The following is a 16,085-nucleotide window of genomic DNA, read 5'->3' on the forward strand; positions in this document are numbered from 1 at the left end:
CGGTCGGGGATACCGGCGCGCGGGCCGGCGCCGCGGCCGGGCCCGGCCGGCCGGCCGCGGCCGCGGGGGGGGGGGGGCCGGGGGGGCGGGCCCCCCCCCCCCCCCCGGGGGGGGCGGGGGGGGGGGCCCCCCGGGGGGGGGGGGGGGGGCCCGGCCGGGGGGGGGGGGGGGGGGGGGCGCCGCCCCCCCCCCCCCCCCACTGTGGGCCTGCGCGGAGGTCAGCGCTTGCCGGCCAGCTTCCAGGCCGCGGGCAGCGCGCCCATCGCCAGGGCGGCCTTGACGGCGTCGCCGATGAGGAACGGCACGAGACCGGCCGCGACGGCCTGGGACGCGGACATGTGCGCGGTCAGGGCCAGGTAGGGGACGCCGACGGCGTAGATGACGGCCTCGCCGAGGAGCATCGTGCCGGCCATCCGCAGCGGGGAGCGGTCGGCGCCGCGGCGGGCGAGGGCGCCCACCATGGCGGAGGCCAGCAGCATGCCGAGGATGTAGCCGAAGGAGACACCGGCGCCCGAGGTGCCGCCCGCGAACCACGGCACGCCGACGAGGCCGGCCACGGCGTACAGGGCGAGGGAGAGCAGGCCGCGGCGGGCACCGAGCGCCGTGCCGACGAGCAGCGCGGCGAAGGTCTGGCCGGTCACCGGGACCGGGGAGCCGGGCACCGGCACCGCCAGCTGGGCCGCGAGGCCGGTGAGGGCGGCGCCGCCGAGCACCAGGGCCACGTCGCGCACGCGGGACGCGGGGAGGAGGTCGGCGAGGACGGCACCGGGACGGGCGGTGACAGTGGCGGTGCTCATGTGGACTCCGCAAGTGTGGGCACAGGGGGACACGGTGACGCTATACCGGGGCCCGCGCGCCGATCACCGTCAGCGCTCGACAAAGGGGGAGCCGACCGCTTGGTCGGCTCCATACAAAGATCCCTGGTCACACCGGGTGCGAAGTGATACCGGTCACTGCGCGTGGGCGGCCCGGCTCACTCCGGCGCGGTGGGCGCGGAACTGTAGGTACCCTCCAAACAGGCCGTATGCCCCGTTCCGCGGCCGCCTCTGACCGCCTACCGCACTGGACCCGCCGCTCCCATGCCCAGCAGCACCACCGCTCCGCCCGAGACGCCCCCGCAGCAGCGGGACGGCACCGGCCTCTCCTCCGGTCTCAAGCAGCGCCACCTGTCGATGATGGCCCTGGCCGGCGTGATCGGCGCCGGCCTGTTCGTCGGCTCGGGGGCGGGCATCGCCGCCGCCGGTCCGTCGATCGTCCTCGCCTACGCCCTGTCCGGGCTCCTCGTCATGCTCGTGATGCGGATGCTCGGCGAGATGTCGGCGGCGTACCCGTCGTCGGGCTCCTTCTCCTCGCACGCCGGACGGGCGATCGGCCCCTGGGCGGGCTTCGCCACGGGCTGGTCCTTCTGGATCCTGCAGTGCACGGTCGTCGGCCTGGAGGGCATCGGCGCCGCGCACATCGTCACCGGCTGGCTGCCCGGCACCCCGCAGTGGATGTGGGTGGCGGTCTTCATGGCCGTCTTCTGCGGCACGAACCTGGCCGCCGTGAAGAACTTCGGCGAGTTCGAGTTCTGGTTCGCCGCGCTGAAGGTCGGCGCGATCGTGCTCTTCCTGGCCCTGGGCGCGCTGGCCGTCGCGGGCGTGCTGCCCGGCACGGACGCGCCCGGCGTGTCCCACCTGACCGACTTCATGCCGCACGGCGGCCAGGGCCTGGTGATCGGCATCCTCGCCTCGGTGTTCGCCTACGGCGGCCTGGAGACGGTCACGATCGCCGCGGCGGAGTCGGAGAACCCGGCGCAGGCGGTGGCGAAGGCCGCCCGCACGGCGATGTGGCGCATCGCGCTGTTCTACATCGGCTCGATGGCGGTCGTCGTCACCCTCGTGCCGTGGGACTCGAAGGAGATCGTCGAGAAGGGCCCGTACGTGGCGACCCTCGACCACCTGGGCATCCCCGGCGCCGGCCAGCTGATGAACGTGGTGGTGCTGGCGGCGCTGCTGTCCGCGATGAACGCCAACATCTACGGCGGCTCGCGCATCGCCTACTCCCTGGTCGAGCGCGGCCAGGGTCCGAAGGCGCTGGGCAGGGTGACCGGTGGCGTGCCGCGGGTCGCGGTGCTGGTCTCCTCGGCCGTCGGCTTCTTCTGCGTGCTGCTCAGCTACTGGCGGCCGAAGGACGTCTTCCCCTGGCTGTTGAACGTGATCGGCGCGGTCACACTCATCATCTGGATCGTGATCGCGGTCTCCCAGCTGGTGCTGCGCCGCCGTCTGGAGCGCGAGGAGCCGCAGCGGCTGGTCGTGCGGATGTGGGCGTTCCCGGTCCTCACCTGGGTGGCGCTGGCCGGTATGGCCGCGGTGTTCGTGCTGATGGCCCGGCAGGCCGACACCCGTGTGCAGCTGTACTCGAGCGGCGCGACGACCCTGGCGCTGGCCGTCGCCGGCTACGTCTGGCAGCGGGCGCGCGCCCGGCGCTGAGTCGCGCCGCGCACCGCGCACGCCCCGCCGTGCCCCGAAGGCCCCCACGGACGACACCGTGGGGGCCTTCTCTCATGCGCGGGGCACGTCGAGGTCTCAGCGCGGGGCACGTCGAGCTCTCATGCGCAGGGCACGTTGAGGGAGAGCAGCGCGGTCTCCTCCCCGGTGAGCCGGACCTCGGTCACGGCCGTGTTGGCCAGCCGCGGCAGCACCCGGCGGTATCCGGCCAGCGGGATGTCCAGGAGGGAGCAGAGGGTCAGGCGCAGGAGGGTGTTGTGGGCGACGACCAGCACCCGCTCGCCGGGGTGCGCGGCGGCGATCCGGCGCAGGGCGGCCGACCCCCGCCCGGCCGCCGCCGCCGGGTCCTCGGCGCCGGGGAACGGGTGGGCCACGGGGTCGGCGCGGAAGGCCGCCGCCGCCCGCGGGTCCTCCGCCCCGAACTCGGCGAGGGTACGGCCCTCCACCACGCCGAAGTCGCACTCCCGCAGGTCGCTCTCGCGTCGCGGGGCGAGCCCGAGGGCGCGGCAGGCGGGCTCGGCGGTGACGACGGCCCGTGACACCGGGGAGGTCCAGACCGCGTCCACCGGGCGGGCCGCCGCCCAGCGGCCGAGCTCCTCGGCCTGGGCCCGCCCGGTGTCGGTGAGGGCGACGTCGCTGACTCCCGCGTACCGGTTCTCGGCGTGCCAGACGGTCTGACCGTGTCGGACGAGGAGGAGGGTGGTCGGCTTGGCCATGGGGGCAGTATCCCGGGTCCCGGCGGCCTTCCTCGCGGGGGCACGGGGAGCACCGGGCGCACGGAAAGCGCCGGGCGGCGCACGGGGCGGGACCGCCGCGCGCCCCTGGGGAACCCCGTGACGGGCCCCGAGGGGCTCAGTCCGTCCCGTCGCCCCGGAGCCGGTCGCGGGCGTGGGCCGCCACCGGGGCCGGCAGCCAGCCCCGGGATTCGAGGGCGTCGACCAGCCGGGCGTAGGGCTCGGCGAAGCGGGCGGTGCGGGCGGGGCGGGGGTCGACGGTCGTGCCCGGGCTCGTCATCGCGCGGGCGGCCGCGGCGAGCGTGGGGGCGGCGCCGGTGCCGTGGCGGGCCAGGACGGCCATGCCCAGGGCGGGTTCGGTGCGCCCGGGGACGCGGACCGGGCGGCCGAGGACGTCGGCGCGGAGCAGGTTCCAGTAGGCGCTGCGGGCCGCGCCGCCGGTGAGGGCGAGGGGGCCTTCGAAGGGGGCGCCGAGGTGGTGGAGGTAGTCCAGGCAGAGGCGTTCGGTGAAGGCGACGCCCTGCAGGAGCGCGGCCCAGTGGTCGGCGTCCGAGACGGGGTCGCCGAGGAGCAGTGCCGTCGCCCGCGGGGCGTGGAAGGGGAAGCGCTCGCCCGGGGAGACGAGGGGGTAGGCGATCGCGCCCGAGGGTTCGAAGGCGGCCGCCGCGGCGTCCAGGGCGGCCGCGTCGGCGCCGGGGAAGCGGGCGGCGAGGGCTCCGGCGCCCACACTGGAGGCGCCGCCGGGGAGCCAGGTGCCGTCGGGGGCGCGGTGGTTGTAGACCACGCCGGCCGGGTCGCGCACCGGCTCGGCGGCGGCGCCCTTCAGCACCAGGGTGGTCCCGAGGACGGAGTTCCAGGCGCCCTCGCCGAGCGCGCCGGCGGCGATCTGGGCGGCGCAGCCGTCCGTCATGCCGGCGACGACGGGGGTGCCCGCGGGGATGCCGGTCGCGTCGGCGGCGGCCGGGCAGACCTCGCCGAGCAGGGTGCCGGGGCGGACGACGTCCGGGAGGGTGCCCTCGGGAAGTCCGGCGGAGCCGGGCCAGCGGCCGCGTCCGACGTCGTACGCCGTCTTCAGGGCGTGGCTGGAGTCGGCGGGCACGGGGTGGCCGGTGAGCCGTGCGTTGATCAGGTCGGGCTGGTGGCAGAGGCGGCCGGGGCCGTGGCGGGCGGTGAGCCAGTGGGCCTTGGGCAGGGCCCAGCTGTCCTGCACCGCGAGTCCCGCCGCGCGCAGGGCCGCCGCCTCGGCACCCGCCCGGCCGTCGTCGTACATGAGCGCGGGGGTCGTGGGCCGGCCGCCGGGGCCGGTGAGCAGGACGGTCCCGGAGGTCCCGCACACCGCGAGGCCGGCGACCGTCGCCCCGGTGCCGCGCAGCGCGGCCCGGCAGGCGGTACGGACCGCCTCCCACCACTCCTCCGGGTCCTGCTCGTGCCGCTTCCCCTCCCGCAGGTCCCGCAGCAGGGGGGCCGAGCCGCTGCCGGCGACGGTGCCGCCGGCCGTCACGAGCAGGGCGCGCACCCCCTGGGTGCCGAGGTCGATCCCGAGCCATGCCAACGCCATCACGCCTCCCGCGCTCCGCGACCGGCTGTGCGCACTTCCCACGCCGGTCCGAGAGTTCCCCCTGGATTGCCCGCGCACAAGGGATTGACGGCCAACCGTCGGCGCTTCACGCTCAGTTGTCGAATCGCACCGTCGTGTTGACCGGCCCTGCCCCACCGCCGCACCGGAGGTCACGGATGGACAGGCACGCGCACGGCAGCCGCCGCGTCCGCCGCCGCCCTCCTGCCGACTCCCTCGACGGCTCTCTCGCCGACTGTCCCGACGGCACCCGCGACGGCTTCCTCCGCGACCCCTTCTCCGACTCCAGCGGCCTCTTCTCCGACTCCCGCGCCCCTTTCTCCGGCTCCCGCGGCCTCTTCTCCGGCTCCCGCGCCGCCGTCGCCGCCACGGCGCCTCCCCCGTCCGCCCGCACGGCGGCCGCGTCCGTACCGCCCCGGGCCCACCCCCCGTGCCATGTCCGCGACACCGCGATGAACGAGACGACCGAGACGACCGAGACGACCGAGACAGGAGACTCCCCGCGATGACCTCTGCGGACCCCTTACGCGTGGTGGCCGCCGGTGACCGCTTCGTCCTGCCCTCCCTCATCGGGGAGGCCGTCGCGGACGAGCTGCCCGGCGCGTGCGAGGTGCGCGAGCTGACGCTCGGCTGGCCGCTCGAACCCTTCGGACCGGTCGCCGAGGTGAGCGAGGCGAGCGACGCCGAGGACGAGCTCGTCGACGCCCTGGAGGGGGCGCCGGTGCTGGTCACCCAGATGGGCCCGGTCACCGGACGCGTCCTCGCCGCACGCCCCGAACTGCGGCTGGTCGTGGTCTGCCGGGGCGGCCCGGTGAACGTCAACCTGGACGCCGCCGGCCGGCGCGGCGTGCGCGTGTGCTTCGCGCCCGGCCGCAACGCCACCGCCACCGCCGAGTTCACCGTCGGCCTGCTGCTGTCCGCGCTGCGCCGCATCCCGCAGGCGCACGGACTCCTCGCCCAGCAGGGAAGCTGGGCCGGGTCGGCCTACTACACGTACGAGAACAGCGGCCTCGAACTGGAGGACCTGCCGATCGGCCTGATCGGGTACGGCGCGGTGGGCAGCCGGGTGGCGCGGGTGCTGTGCGCGTTCGGGGCGCGGGTGATGGTGTACGACCCGTACGCGCGCGGGGAGGTGCACGGACTGCGGGTGTCCTCGCTGGACGAACTCCTCACCCGCTCGAAGGTGATCACCCTGCACGCCCGGCTGACCGAGGAGACGCGGGGGCTGATCGGCGCGCGTGAACTGGCGCTGCTGCCGCCCGGCGCGGTGGTGGTCAACGCGGCCCGGGGCCCGCTGCTGGACGAGGACGCGCTGTGCGCCGCGCTGGAGGGCGGGCGGCTGTCGGCGGCGGCGCTGGACACGTTCGCGTGCGAACCGCTCCCGGCGGGCTCGCGGCTGCACGCCCTCGCCGACCGCGTCGTCCTCACCCCGCATCTGGGCGGCGCCAGCCAGGAGGTGGCCCGCAGGGCCGCGCGGATCGCGGCCGCCGAGGTGGGCCGCTGGATGCGCGGGGAGCCCCTCGCGCACTGCCTGACCTGAACCGAGGGGGTGCGATGTACGTCGGGATCGATGTCGGCACGTCCACCGTGAAGGCGGCCGCCTTCGACGGCACCGGGCGCGAACTCGCCGTGGAGGCACGGCCGGTGGGCCTGGACCTGCGCGGCGGGACCGTGGAGCAGGACATGGAGGAGGTGTACGCGGCCGTCCTCGACGTACTGACGGCGCTGACCGCGCGCGTGCCCGGGCCGGTGGAGCTGGCCGGGCTGACGGGGCAGGGCGACGGGGTGTGGCTGGTGGACGCGGCGGGCCGGCCGGTGCGCCCGGCGGCCTCCTGGATGGACGGCCGGGCCCACGGCCTGGTGGACGGCTGGCTGGCGGACGGCACCTGGGAGACCGTCTTCCGGCGCACCGGCGGCGCGATGTTCCCGGGCAGTCCGGGGCCGCTGCTGGTCTGGCTCGACCGGCACGAGCCGAAGTCCCTCGACACGGCGGCCGCGGCGGTCTACTGCAAGGACATGGTCTTCCAGCGGCTGACCGGCGGAAGGAGAGCGGTGACGGACGTGTCGGACGCCTCGATGCCGTTCCTGGACCCGCGCACCCGGAGGTACGACAACCGGGTCGTGGAGCTCCTCGGCCTGACCCACCGCCGCGGGCTGCTCGCCCAGGTCAGCGACCCGGTGGCGACGGGCGAGACGACCGGCGCCGCGGGCGGCGGGGCACACGACGGCCCGGACGGCGGGACGGCGGACCGGGGTATCGGTCTGCCGCCCGGCACCCCGCTGGCGAACGGCCCGTACGACCTGCCGGCCTGCGCGCTGGGCGCGGGGGTCACCGAGCCCGGCGACGGCCTGCTGATCGTCGGGACCTGTCTGGCGAGCCTCGTGGCCACCACCGAACTGGACCTGGCCGGGGAACCGGCGGGGCTGTTCATCTCCACCGACCGGCCGGGCCACTGGCTGCGCGCGATGCCCGCGATGGTCGGGACCGCCGCCCTGGACTGGGTGCTCGGCACCACCGGTGTCCGGCACGCCGAGGTCGACGGCCTGCTGGCCGCGACACCGCCGGGCGCCCACGGGGTGCGTGTGCTGCCGTACTTCGCGCCCTCGGGCGAGCGGGCCCCGTTCGTGGAACCGCGGCTGCGGGCCGAACTGACCGGGGTGTCGCTGGAGTCCACGCCGGCCGATCTGATCCGCGCCACCTGCGAGGGCATCGGCTACGCGGCCCGGCACTGCCTGGCGGCGGCGGGCCTCACCGGGACGCTCGCGGTGTGCGGCGGCGGCACCCGCAGCCCCGCCTGGATGCGGCTCCTGGCCGATGTGCTGGGGCGCCCGCTGCGGGTGGTCGAGGGCGAGGTCGGCGCCCGGGGCGCGGTGCTCGCGGCGGCCGGGCGGTACGGCGTCCCGCTGGACGCGGCGGCCTGGACCGAGCCGACGCAGGTCGTGGAGCCGGACCCGGCGCGGGCGGCGTACTACACGAAGGGGTACGAGGAGCACCTGGAACGGCTGGAGCGGGCCCGCCGGCTGTGCCGGTGAGCCCGCCCCGGCTCGCTCCGCCCGGGGCCGGGTGAGGCTCAGAGGTTGCTGAAGTCCGGGCCCTGGGTGCGGGTGCGCTTGATCTCGTAGAAGCCGGGCACGGAGGCGACGGCGAGGGTGCCGTCCCACAGGCGGGCGGCGTCCTCGCCCTTGGGGGCGGGGGTGACGACCGGGCCGAAGAAGGCGATCTGCTCGCCGTCGGGGCCGGGAACCGCGATGACCGGGGTGCCGACCTCCTGGCCGACCTTCTCGATGCCCTCCTTGTGGGAGGCGCGCAGCTCGGCGTCGAACTCGAAGTCCTTCTGCTCGGCGTAGTCGATCAGCTCGGCCGGGAGCCCGACCTCGGCGAGCGCGCCGGCGACGGCCTCCAGGGTCGGGCCCTCGCCGTTGTTGTGGATGCGGTTGCCGAGGGCGGTGTAGAGGGGGCCGAGAACGTCCTCGCCGTGCTTCTGCCAGGCGGCGGTGACCACGCGGACCGGCTGCCACGCCTTGGTGGCGAGCATCTCGCGGTACTCCTCGGGCAGCTGGTCGATCTTGTCCTCGTTGAGGACGGCGAGGCTCATGATGTGCCAGCGGACCTCGATGTCGCGGACCTTCTCCACCTCCAGCACCCAGCGGGAGGTCATCCAGGCCCAGGGGCACAGCGGGTCGAACCAGAAGTCCACGGGGGTCTTGCCGGACTGGGTCACGGTCTCGGACATGTCTCTCCTCGGAAAGAGTCGTTTGAAAGGGCAACATCCGCCCGCGCATCCCCATTCCCGTGAATCCCTGATGTGTCATGTCAGGGGCGCATGGCAGGATCGGTGCTGTTCCAGAGGTTCCGAGGTGTCCAAGCGACCACGAGGGAGTGCCGCCCGTGCCCGGTGAGAATCTGTCCCGCGACGAGGCCCGGGAGCGGGCCGCCCTGCTGTCCGTCGACGGGTACGACGTGTCGCTCGACCTGCGCTCCGCGGTCGGCGACGCCGACGGGGACGGCGGTCCGCGCACGTTCCGCTCGGTGACCACGGTCAGGTTCCGCTGCGCGGAGCCGGGCGCCTCCAGCTTCGCCGACCTGATCGCCCCGGGCGTCACCGCCGTCACGCTCAACGGCCGCGACCTCGACCCCGGCCAGGTCTTCGACGGCTCCCGGATCCTGCTGGAGGACCTGGCCGCGGAGAACGAGCTGACCGTCGACGCGGACTGCGCCTACTCCCGCACCGGCGAGGGCATGCACCGCTTCGCCGACCCCGAGGACGGCGAGGTCTACCTCTACACCCAGTACGAGCCGGCCGACGCCCGCCGCGTCTTCGCCAACTTCGAGCAGCCAGACCTGAAGGCGCCGTACCGTTTCGAGGTGCGGGCGCCCGAGGGCTGGACGGTGTGGAGCAACGGGGCCGGTGAACTGGCCGACGGGGTCTGGAAGTTCGCGGAGACCAAGCCGATCTCGACGTACATCACGTGCGTGGTGGCGGGTCCGTACCACTATGTGACGGACACCTACGAGCGGGTCTTCGAGGACGGCACGAAGCTGGAGATCCCGCTCGGCGCCATGTGCCGCAAGGGGCTCGCCCCGTACTTCGACGCGGACGACGTCTTCCTGGTCACCAGGCAGGGACTGGACTTCTTCCACGACCACTTCGACTATCCGTACCCGTTCGGGAAGTACGACCAGGCGTTCGTGCCCGAGTACAACCTGGGCGCGATGGAGAACCCGGGTCTGGTGACCTTCCGCGAGGAGTACATCTTCCGCGGCAAGGTGACGCGGGCGTCGTACGAGGCGCGGGCGAACGTCATCCTGCACGAGATGGCGCACATGTGGTTCGGCGACCTGGTCACCATGGAGTGGTGGGACGACCTGTGGCTGAAGGAGTCCTTCGCGGACTTCATGGGCACGTTCGCGAACGTCGGCGCCACCCGCTTCAAGGACGCCTGGATCACCTTCGCCAACCGCCGCAAGGCCTGGGCGTACCGCGCGGACCAGCTGCCCTCCACGCACCCGGTCACGGCGGACATCCGCGACCTGCAGGACGCCAAGCTCAACTTCGACGGCATCACCTACGCCAAGGGCGCCAGCGTGCTGAAGCAGCTGGTGGCCTACGTGGGCGAGGAGGCGTTCCTGGAGGGCGCCCGCCGCTACTTCAAGCGCAACGCCTACGGCAACACCCGCCTGGGCGACCTGCTGTCGGTGCTGGGCGAGACCAGCGGCCGCGACATGTCGGCGTGGGCGCGCTCGTGGCTGCAGACGGCGGGTGTCAACTCCCTCACCCCGCAGGTACTGCTGGACGCCGACGGCCGGGTGGCCGAGCTGGCGGTCGTGCAGGACGCCCCCGAGTCGCACCCCGAACTGCGCCCGCACCGGGTCGCGGTGGGCCTGTACCGCCGTACGCCCGAGGGCGCGCTGGAGCGGTACGCGCGGGCGGAGACCGACGTGGAGGGCGCGCGCACGGTCGTCGCGGAGCTGGCCGGCGCCGAGGCCCCGGAGCTGGTGCTGGTCAACGACGACGACCTGACGTACTGCAAGATCCGCTTCGACGCGACCTCGCTCGCGGCGCTGCGCGCGCACCTGGGCGAGGTGACCGACCCCCTCGCGCGCGCCCTGTGCTGGTCGGCGCTGTGGAACATGACCCGGGACGGGCTGCTGCCGGCCCGGGACTTCATCGGCCTGGTGCTGCGGTTCGCGGGCCGGGAGTCCGACATCGGCGTCCTGCAGATGCTGCACGCGTGGGCGGGCACGGCGCTGGTGCACTACGCGGCGCCCGGGTGGCGGGCCGAGGGCGGGGACCTGCTCACGGAGGGCGCGCTGCGGGAGCTGCGGTCGGCCGCCCCGGGCAGCGAGCACCAGCTCGCCTGGGCGCGCTTCTTCGCCTCGGCCGCCTCCGGTGAGGGGGACCTCGCCCTGCTGAAGGGCCTGCTGGACGGCACGGAGGGCATCGACGGCCTGGAGGTGGACCAGGAGCTGCGCTGGGCGTTCCTGGAGCCGCTCGCGAAGCACGGCGCGGCCGACGAGGCGGTGCTCGCGGCGGAACTGGCCCGTGACGACACGGCGTCCGGCAAGCGCCACCAGGTCCGCTGCCTGGCGGCCCGCCCGTCGGCGGCGGTCAAGGCGCAGGCGTGGGCGCAGGTGGTGGAGTCCGACGCGCTGTCGAACGCGCTGGTCGAGGCGACCATCGCCGGGTTCGCCCAGCCCTCGCAGCGTGAACTGACCGCGCCGTACGCGGAGAAGTACTTCGCGGCGATCGAGCGGGTGTGGCGGGAGCGGTCCATCCAGATCGGCATGGACGTCGTGGGGGGCCTGTTCCCCGCGCTCCAGGACCGGGCCGGGACGCTGGACGCGGCGGACGCGTGGCTCGCGGAGCACGCGGACGCGGCCCCGGCGCTGCGCCGGCTGGTCCTGGAGGCCCGGGACGACCTGGCCCGCTCCCTGCGCGCACAGGCGTGCGACGAGCAGGCGGCGGCCGGCTGATCCATGGCCTGAGCTTCCCCGCTCGGTGACCGTTACGAAATTCGGTCAAGCGGAACCGTAACCCCTGGTCCCACCCGATCGGACCAGGGGTTTTCCGTCGCTACTCGGCATCCGAACACCCGTCCTTTAGTACCGCCTTGTCCTCGTTCGTCGACGAGCGTGTAACAGCGGTTAGGGGTGGGGTCCGGCGCGGGCATCCCGTCGCCATGACGCACAACACCCCGCTCTCCCCCCGCCCCCTCCGTCACCTCGCCGAGGTCCACCGCCGCGTCCTGTCGGCCGCCCAGCTCCGTGCCCACGGGGTGACGACGGCCGAGCTGCACGAGCAGTGCCGTACCGGCGGGCCCTGGCGGCTGCTGCTGCCGAACGTGGTCCTGCTCCACCCGGGCGCGGCGACGAGCGAGGAGCGTCTGCACGGGGCCCTGCTGTACGCCACCCGTGAGTCCGCGCCGGGGGTCCCGGCCCAGCCAGGCGCCGACGGGCCGCACCGCCCGGTGTACGCGGAGGCCGCGATCACCGGCCCGGCCGCCCTGGCCCTGCACGGCTTCCCGTCCACGCCGCCGCTGTCCGCCCTGGAGCGGGTCGACGTGCTGGTCCCCCGCCTGCGCAGGCTGCGCTCGACCGGGTACGTCCGTGTCCTGCGCACCGCCGACCTTCCCGCGCCGGTCACGGTGACGGGCCTGCCGGTGGCGCCGGTCCCGCGGGCCGTGGCGGACACGGTCGCGGAGCTGACGGACGCGGACGCGGACACGGTGCGCCGGCTGCTGGCCGAGGCGGTGCGCGGCGGCCACTGCGAACCGGCCGCGCTGGTGCGGGAGCTGACCCGGGCGAAGCTGCTGGTCCGGCCGCACGTGGTGGACGCGGTCGACGCGCTGCTGGCCGAGGGCCGGGCGATCGCCGAGGAGCGCCTGTACGAGATGGTCCGCGGGTACGGCCTGCCCGACCCCGTCTGGAACGTCGACCTGCGCCTGCCCGGCGGCCCCCACCTCGGCGGTCTGGACGCCTACTGGCCCGGCCAGGCGGTCGCGGTGGAGCTGGACACCCGGGCCCCGCGCCAGGACGAGGACGCGCTGTGGTCGGAGTACGCCCGCAAGCGCGAGCACCTGGAGCGCCTCGGCATCACGGTCGTCCACATCACCCCGAGGAAGCTCCGGGAGTCCATGGAGCAGCAGGCGGCGGTGGTCCGTACGGCCCTGATGGCCGCCGACGAGCGCGACCCGGCCGCGTACGTCGTGGTGCTGCCCCGATGACGCCGGGCCGGGGCTGAGCCGGGGGGGCAGGGCGGGGGGCCAGGGCAGGGGCCGGGGCTGGGGCCGGGGGGGGCCATGGCTGGGGGGCCAGGGTCCGGGGGCAAAGGCCCGGGGGGCAAAGGCCCGGGGGGCAGGGCTGGGGGGCCAGGGCTCGGGTCAGGGCTCGGGTCAGGGTCAGGGTCCCGGGGGGGGGGCAGGGGCCGGGGGGTCAGGGGCCGGGGGCAAAGGCCCGGGGGGGGAGGGGCCGGGAGGCGAGGGGCGAGGACGGGGAGGGAGGAGGCAGAGGAGGGGGCAGGGGGCGAGGGGGGCGCGGGACACGGGAGAGGAGGGAGGACGCGGGAGGGGCCGCCGGGGCCGGGGGGTGCCGGCGGCCCCTCCCCGTGCCGTGCCGACACGCCGCGTTACGGGTCCGGCCCAGGTCATGGGGCTACGCTGATGATCCGGGGACGCACCCCGAGTTCCCGCACCGGCTGGACGGAGAACCGCAGGCCCATGCACCCACGTTCCCCCGCTTCCGGACCCGCTCCCGTTCCCGTCACCGACCGGCACCCCGGCGCCCTGCCGGACGCACCGGCGCGGACGGAGGAACCGGTCGCGCTGCGTCCCGTCGCCCAGGCCGACCTGCCGATGCTGGAACGGTTCCTCATCGATCCCGCCGCGTCCGGCCCCTTCCAGTGGTACGGCTACGCGGACCCGGCGCGCTTCCGCCGCCACTGGGCCGAGAACGGGCTGCTCGGCGAGGACGGCGGCCAGCTGATCGTCGAGGACGCGGGACAGCCCGCCGGGTTCGTCGCCTGGCGCAGGGTGGTGGTCTCGCCGTCCAGCCACTGCTGGAACATGGGCGCCCAGCTGCTGCCCGAGGCCTGCGGGCGCGGGATCGGCACCCGGGCCCAGCAGCAGCTCGTCCGCTACCTCTTCTCCCACACCCCCGTGATGCGGATCGAGGCCGACACCGAGGCCGGCAACATCGCCGAGCAGCGGGCGCTGGAGAAGGCCGGTTTCACGCGCGAGGGCGTGCGCCGGGCCGTCGTCTTCCGGGACGGGAAGTGGCGGGACGGCATCTCCTACAGCGTGCTGCGCGACGACCCGCTGCCCGCCGGCGTGTGAGGCGCCCCCTCAGCCCTTCTTCAGGACCAGCTCCGTGTTCCGGTCCGCCGCGGTGCCCGCGAGGGTCTTGCTGGCGCCCGGTGCGTTGAAGGACAGCTCCCGGTAGAGGGCGGCCAGGCCCGTCTGGGAGAGGTCGGTGAAGTCGGTGCGGTGCGGGGCGGCGGACTCGATCAGGGTGGTGAACAGGGAGAGCGTGCCGTCCTTGTTGTCGACCAGCTCGATGACCCGCGCGAGCTGGGGGTGATCGACGTGCGAGGCGGTGGATATCTCCCAGAAGGAGTGGCCGCCGGAGACCTTGTGCGGCGTGATGACGTTCTTGTGGATGTGCCCGTTCACCCAGGCCAGGACGTTGGGGTGGGCGCCCAGCAGGGAGACGACCTCGGTGCCGCCGTGCCGCCGCTCCGCCGGGCGGGCCGGGTCGGGGCGGGTGTTGGTCATGGTCCTGCTGGTGTGGTGGCTGAAGACGATGACGTAGGAGTCCTTGTTGTCCTTCAGCGTCTTCCCGAGCCAGTTCAGCTGGGCGGTGCCGAGGGAGCCCTCGTAGTGGCCGCCCGCGTCGGTGGTGTCGAGGCTGATGCCGACGACGTCGTCGGAGATGCGGAAGGCGTAGTACTGGGTGCCCGCGTCGAGGTTGGCCGAGGAGTAGCCGTGGCCGGCCGGACCGTGTCCCTGGTGGGCGGGGTCCAGGTGGGCCTTGAGGTAGTCGGCCTGGGTGTAGGGGGCGCGCGACTCGTCGGGAGTGACGGAACGCGCCGCGCGGGCGTGGGCCTTCAGGAAGTCGCGGTAGCCGCTGCCCTTCGGGTCCTTGGCGTTCTTGATGGCGTCCTGGAGCTTCTTGGCGTCGGCGGCGGAGACGCTCATCAGTTTCTTCCCGCCGATGGCCGCCTCGGCGAGGTAGGGGTCGGCGTGGGAGCCGTAGCAGCCGAGCGGCAGGGAGTCGTGGTTGCCGACGGTCGAGTACCAGGGCAGGCCGAGGCCGGGGCTGCGCACCTCGCGGGTCGCGGCGGCGAGGAAGCCCTTCAGATGCGGGAAGCCGAGGGCCTTGTCGCCGTCGCGGACGGCCGCGTCGGGCTGCCAGTACAGCTTGAGCCCGCTGGCCTGGACACCTTCGTAGTGCCGGGGATCGCCCGTGTTCGGGGTGATGCGGCCGCCGCTCATCACTCTCATGAACCACTCCAGTTCGGAGTGGGCGTTGTTGTCGGTGTTGTCGCCGGTGGTCATGACGAAGTGCAGCGGGGCGCCGGTGACGGGCGCGCCGCGCAGCGCGTTGACCCGCTCGACGAGCGAGACGGCGCCGGGCACGGTCAGTGCCTCGTGCGGGCGCCAGGCGTGCGGGTCGTGGGAGCGCAGGTACTCCAGGCGCAGCGGGTGCTGCACGTCCATCAGGTGCAGGTCGGTGAACTGCACGAACGCGGCGAGCGCGGTACGGCGGCCGGCACGGCCGGACCTGGCGGCGGCCAGGTCGGCGCGTACGACCTGCTTCCAGCCGGGGCCGTCGCCCAGGCGCCGGAAGCCGGAGCCCGCGCGCGGGGCGGCGACGGAGGCGAGGGTGGTGCCCTTGGTGTAGGGGGCGGGGGAAGCCGCCGGGACGACCTTGCGCGAGGCGGCGACGGGCGCCTCGGACTCGGCGGCGGCCTGGCTGTCGGTGGGCCGGAGGGCGTAGCCGAGACCCGCGGAGAGGGTGACCGCTCCGGCGGCGGCGAGGACGGTACGGCGGTGGACCGCCGAAGCGGAGGTGTCGACAGAGCGTGTGCGCGACATGGCGCGATCTCCCCGGGTGCGAACGCGTCGGCAGTGGTCGCGGGATGCTCGCCGGAGCGAACTCCCCGCTCGCTCTGGATCGTTGGCATCGGGGATGACTCACGCGTGAACGGGGCCGCAACGCGCGGCGCCGATCACCGTACGTCGATCACGGGGTCCCGGAGCCGGTCATGGAGCGGATCGCGGGCGGCCGGGGGCCGGTCACTCCTCGTTCATCTCCCGGGGCAGGGAAGCGTCCGCCGGGGCCAGATGGCCGGTGGGCGGCCGCTCGCTCCACAGCCGCAGGGCGGTGTCGACGAGCGGGATCCGGACCAGGCCCGGCAGGCTGTCCAGGTGCTGCCAGGCGGCCTGGTCGGTGGACCCGCCGACCTCGTTGCGCAGTTCGCCGCCGGTGATCTCGGCGGAGTAGACGAGCCGTACGCCGTGGTGGTCGACGGGCCGGCGGCCGAACCGGCCGGGCAGGGTGACCCGGCGGGAGTCCACGCCGAGGAATCCGGTCACCGCGACGCGGTAGCCGGTCTCCTCCAGGAGTTCGCGGCGGACGGTGTCGTAGGGGTCCTCCCCGAACTCCATGCCGCCGCCCGGCAGTACCCACTCGTGGCCGCCGCCGGGGGCCGGTGAGCGGGCGAGCAGGAGCTGTCCTTCGCGGACACACACGGCGTAGGCCGCCACCCTCAGCTTCCGTCGCATGCG

Annotated in this window: 13 protein-coding genes; 7 read left to right on the top strand and 6 right to left on the bottom strand. The window is 74.8% G+C overall.

Features of this window, described 5'->3' with window-relative positions; genetic code table 11:
* Positions 1-218 precede the first annotated feature (218 nt).
* Complete coding sequence (locus ACIPRD_RS26375) at positions 219-797, bottom strand: biotin transporter BioY (protein ID WP_356397359.1); 579 nt, start codon at positions 795-797, stop codon at positions 219-221.
* Positions 798-1,079: 282 nt separating this feature from the next.
* On the opposite strand from ACIPRD_RS26375, the gene ACIPRD_RS26380 reads away from it, so the two are divergent.
* A complete protein-coding gene (locus ACIPRD_RS26380; RefSeq protein WP_356397356.1) occupies positions 1,080-2,471 on the top strand; it encodes an amino acid permease in 1,392 nt (463 codons plus the stop codon).
* 119 nt (positions 2,472-2,590) lie between these two features.
* Here ACIPRD_RS26380 and ACIPRD_RS26385 read toward each other — a convergent pair whose 3' ends face one another.
* Both ACIPRD_RS26385 and ACIPRD_RS26390 read right to left on the bottom strand, forming a co-directional pair.
* Positions 2,591-3,205, bottom strand: coding sequence for a histidine phosphatase family protein (locus ACIPRD_RS26385; protein ID WP_356397353.1), 615 nt, complete (start codon positions 3,203-3,205; stop codon positions 2,591-2,593).
* 136 nt (positions 3,206-3,341) lie between these two features.
* Positions 3,342-4,781 carry an FGGY-family carbohydrate kinase gene (locus tag ACIPRD_RS26390; protein ID WP_401566486.1) on the bottom strand — a complete coding sequence of 480 codons (1,440 nt, stop codon included), beginning with the start codon at positions 4,779-4,781 and terminating at the stop codon, positions 3,342-3,344.
* A 176-nt stretch (positions 4,782-4,957) separates the two neighbouring features.
* On the opposite strand from ACIPRD_RS26390, the gene ACIPRD_RS26395 reads away from it, so the two are divergent.
* The 3 genes from ACIPRD_RS26395 to ACIPRD_RS26405 are packed head-to-tail and all read left to right on the top strand — an operon-like array spanning position 4,958 to position 7,832.
* A complete protein-coding gene (locus ACIPRD_RS26395; RefSeq protein WP_401566488.1) occupies positions 4,958-5,308 on the top strand; it encodes a hypothetical protein in 351 nt (116 codons plus the stop codon).
* A complete protein-coding gene (locus ACIPRD_RS26400; RefSeq protein ID WP_356397347.1) occupies positions 5,305-6,339 on the top strand; it encodes a 2-hydroxyacid dehydrogenase in 1,035 nt (344 codons plus the stop codon). Before ACIPRD_RS26395 ends, ACIPRD_RS26400 begins: the two co-directional genes overlap by 4 nt.
* A gap of 14 nt (positions 6,340-6,353) precedes the next feature.
* A complete protein-coding gene (locus ACIPRD_RS26405; protein ID WP_401566490.1) occupies positions 6,354-7,832 on the top strand; it encodes an FGGY family carbohydrate kinase in 1,479 nt (492 codons plus the stop codon).
* Positions 7,833-7,870: 38 nt separating this feature from the next.
* Here ACIPRD_RS26405 and ACIPRD_RS26410 read toward each other — a convergent pair whose 3' ends face one another.
* Entirely contained in the window at positions 7,871-8,533 is a 663-nt protein-coding gene (locus ACIPRD_RS26410) for a DsbA family protein (protein WP_356397341.1), read from the bottom strand.
* A 155-nt stretch (positions 8,534-8,688) separates the two neighbouring features.
* Here ACIPRD_RS26410 and pepN point away from each other — a divergent pair, with 155 nt between their 5' ends.
* The 3 genes from pepN to ACIPRD_RS26425 all read left to right on the top strand — a co-directional run bounded on the left by pepN (position 8,689) and on the right by ACIPRD_RS26425 (position 13,631).
* Positions 8,689-11,274 (top strand): aminopeptidase N, encoded by a 2,586-nt coding sequence (pepN, locus tag ACIPRD_RS26415; protein WP_401566493.1) that lies wholly within the window; start codon positions 8,689-8,691, stop codon positions 11,272-11,274.
* A gap of 206 nt (positions 11,275-11,480) precedes the next feature.
* Positions 11,481-12,524 (top strand): hypothetical protein, encoded by a 1,044-nt coding sequence (locus ACIPRD_RS26420; protein ID WP_356397335.1) that lies wholly within the window; start codon positions 11,481-11,483, stop codon positions 12,522-12,524.
* Between the two features lie 492 nt (positions 12,525-13,016).
* Positions 13,017-13,631: a GNAT family protein gene (locus ACIPRD_RS26425; protein WP_356397332.1), complete on the top strand. Its 615-nt coding sequence runs from the start codon at positions 13,017-13,019 to the stop codon at positions 13,629-13,631.
* A 9-nt stretch (positions 13,632-13,640) separates the two neighbouring features.
* Here the strand turns inward: ACIPRD_RS26425 and ACIPRD_RS26430 are convergent, their stop codons facing one another.
* Together ACIPRD_RS26430 and ACIPRD_RS26435 are read right to left on the bottom strand one after the other, a co-directional pair.
* On the bottom strand, positions 13,641-15,392 hold the full coding sequence (locus ACIPRD_RS26430) for a TIGR03767 family metallophosphoesterase (protein WP_401566496.1): 1,752 nt from the start codon (positions 15,390-15,392) through the stop codon (positions 13,641-13,643).
* A gap of 201 nt (positions 15,393-15,593) precedes the next feature.
* On the bottom strand, positions 15,594-16,082 hold the full coding sequence (locus ACIPRD_RS26435; protein WP_356397327.1) for an NUDIX hydrolase: 489 nt from the start codon (positions 16,080-16,082) through the stop codon (positions 15,594-15,596).
* Positions 16,083-16,085: the final 3 nt, after the last annotated feature.

Source organism: Streptomyces sp. NPDC090108, assembly GCF_044747185.1.
GTDB lineage: Bacteria > Actinomycetota > Actinomycetes > Streptomycetales > Streptomycetaceae > Streptomyces.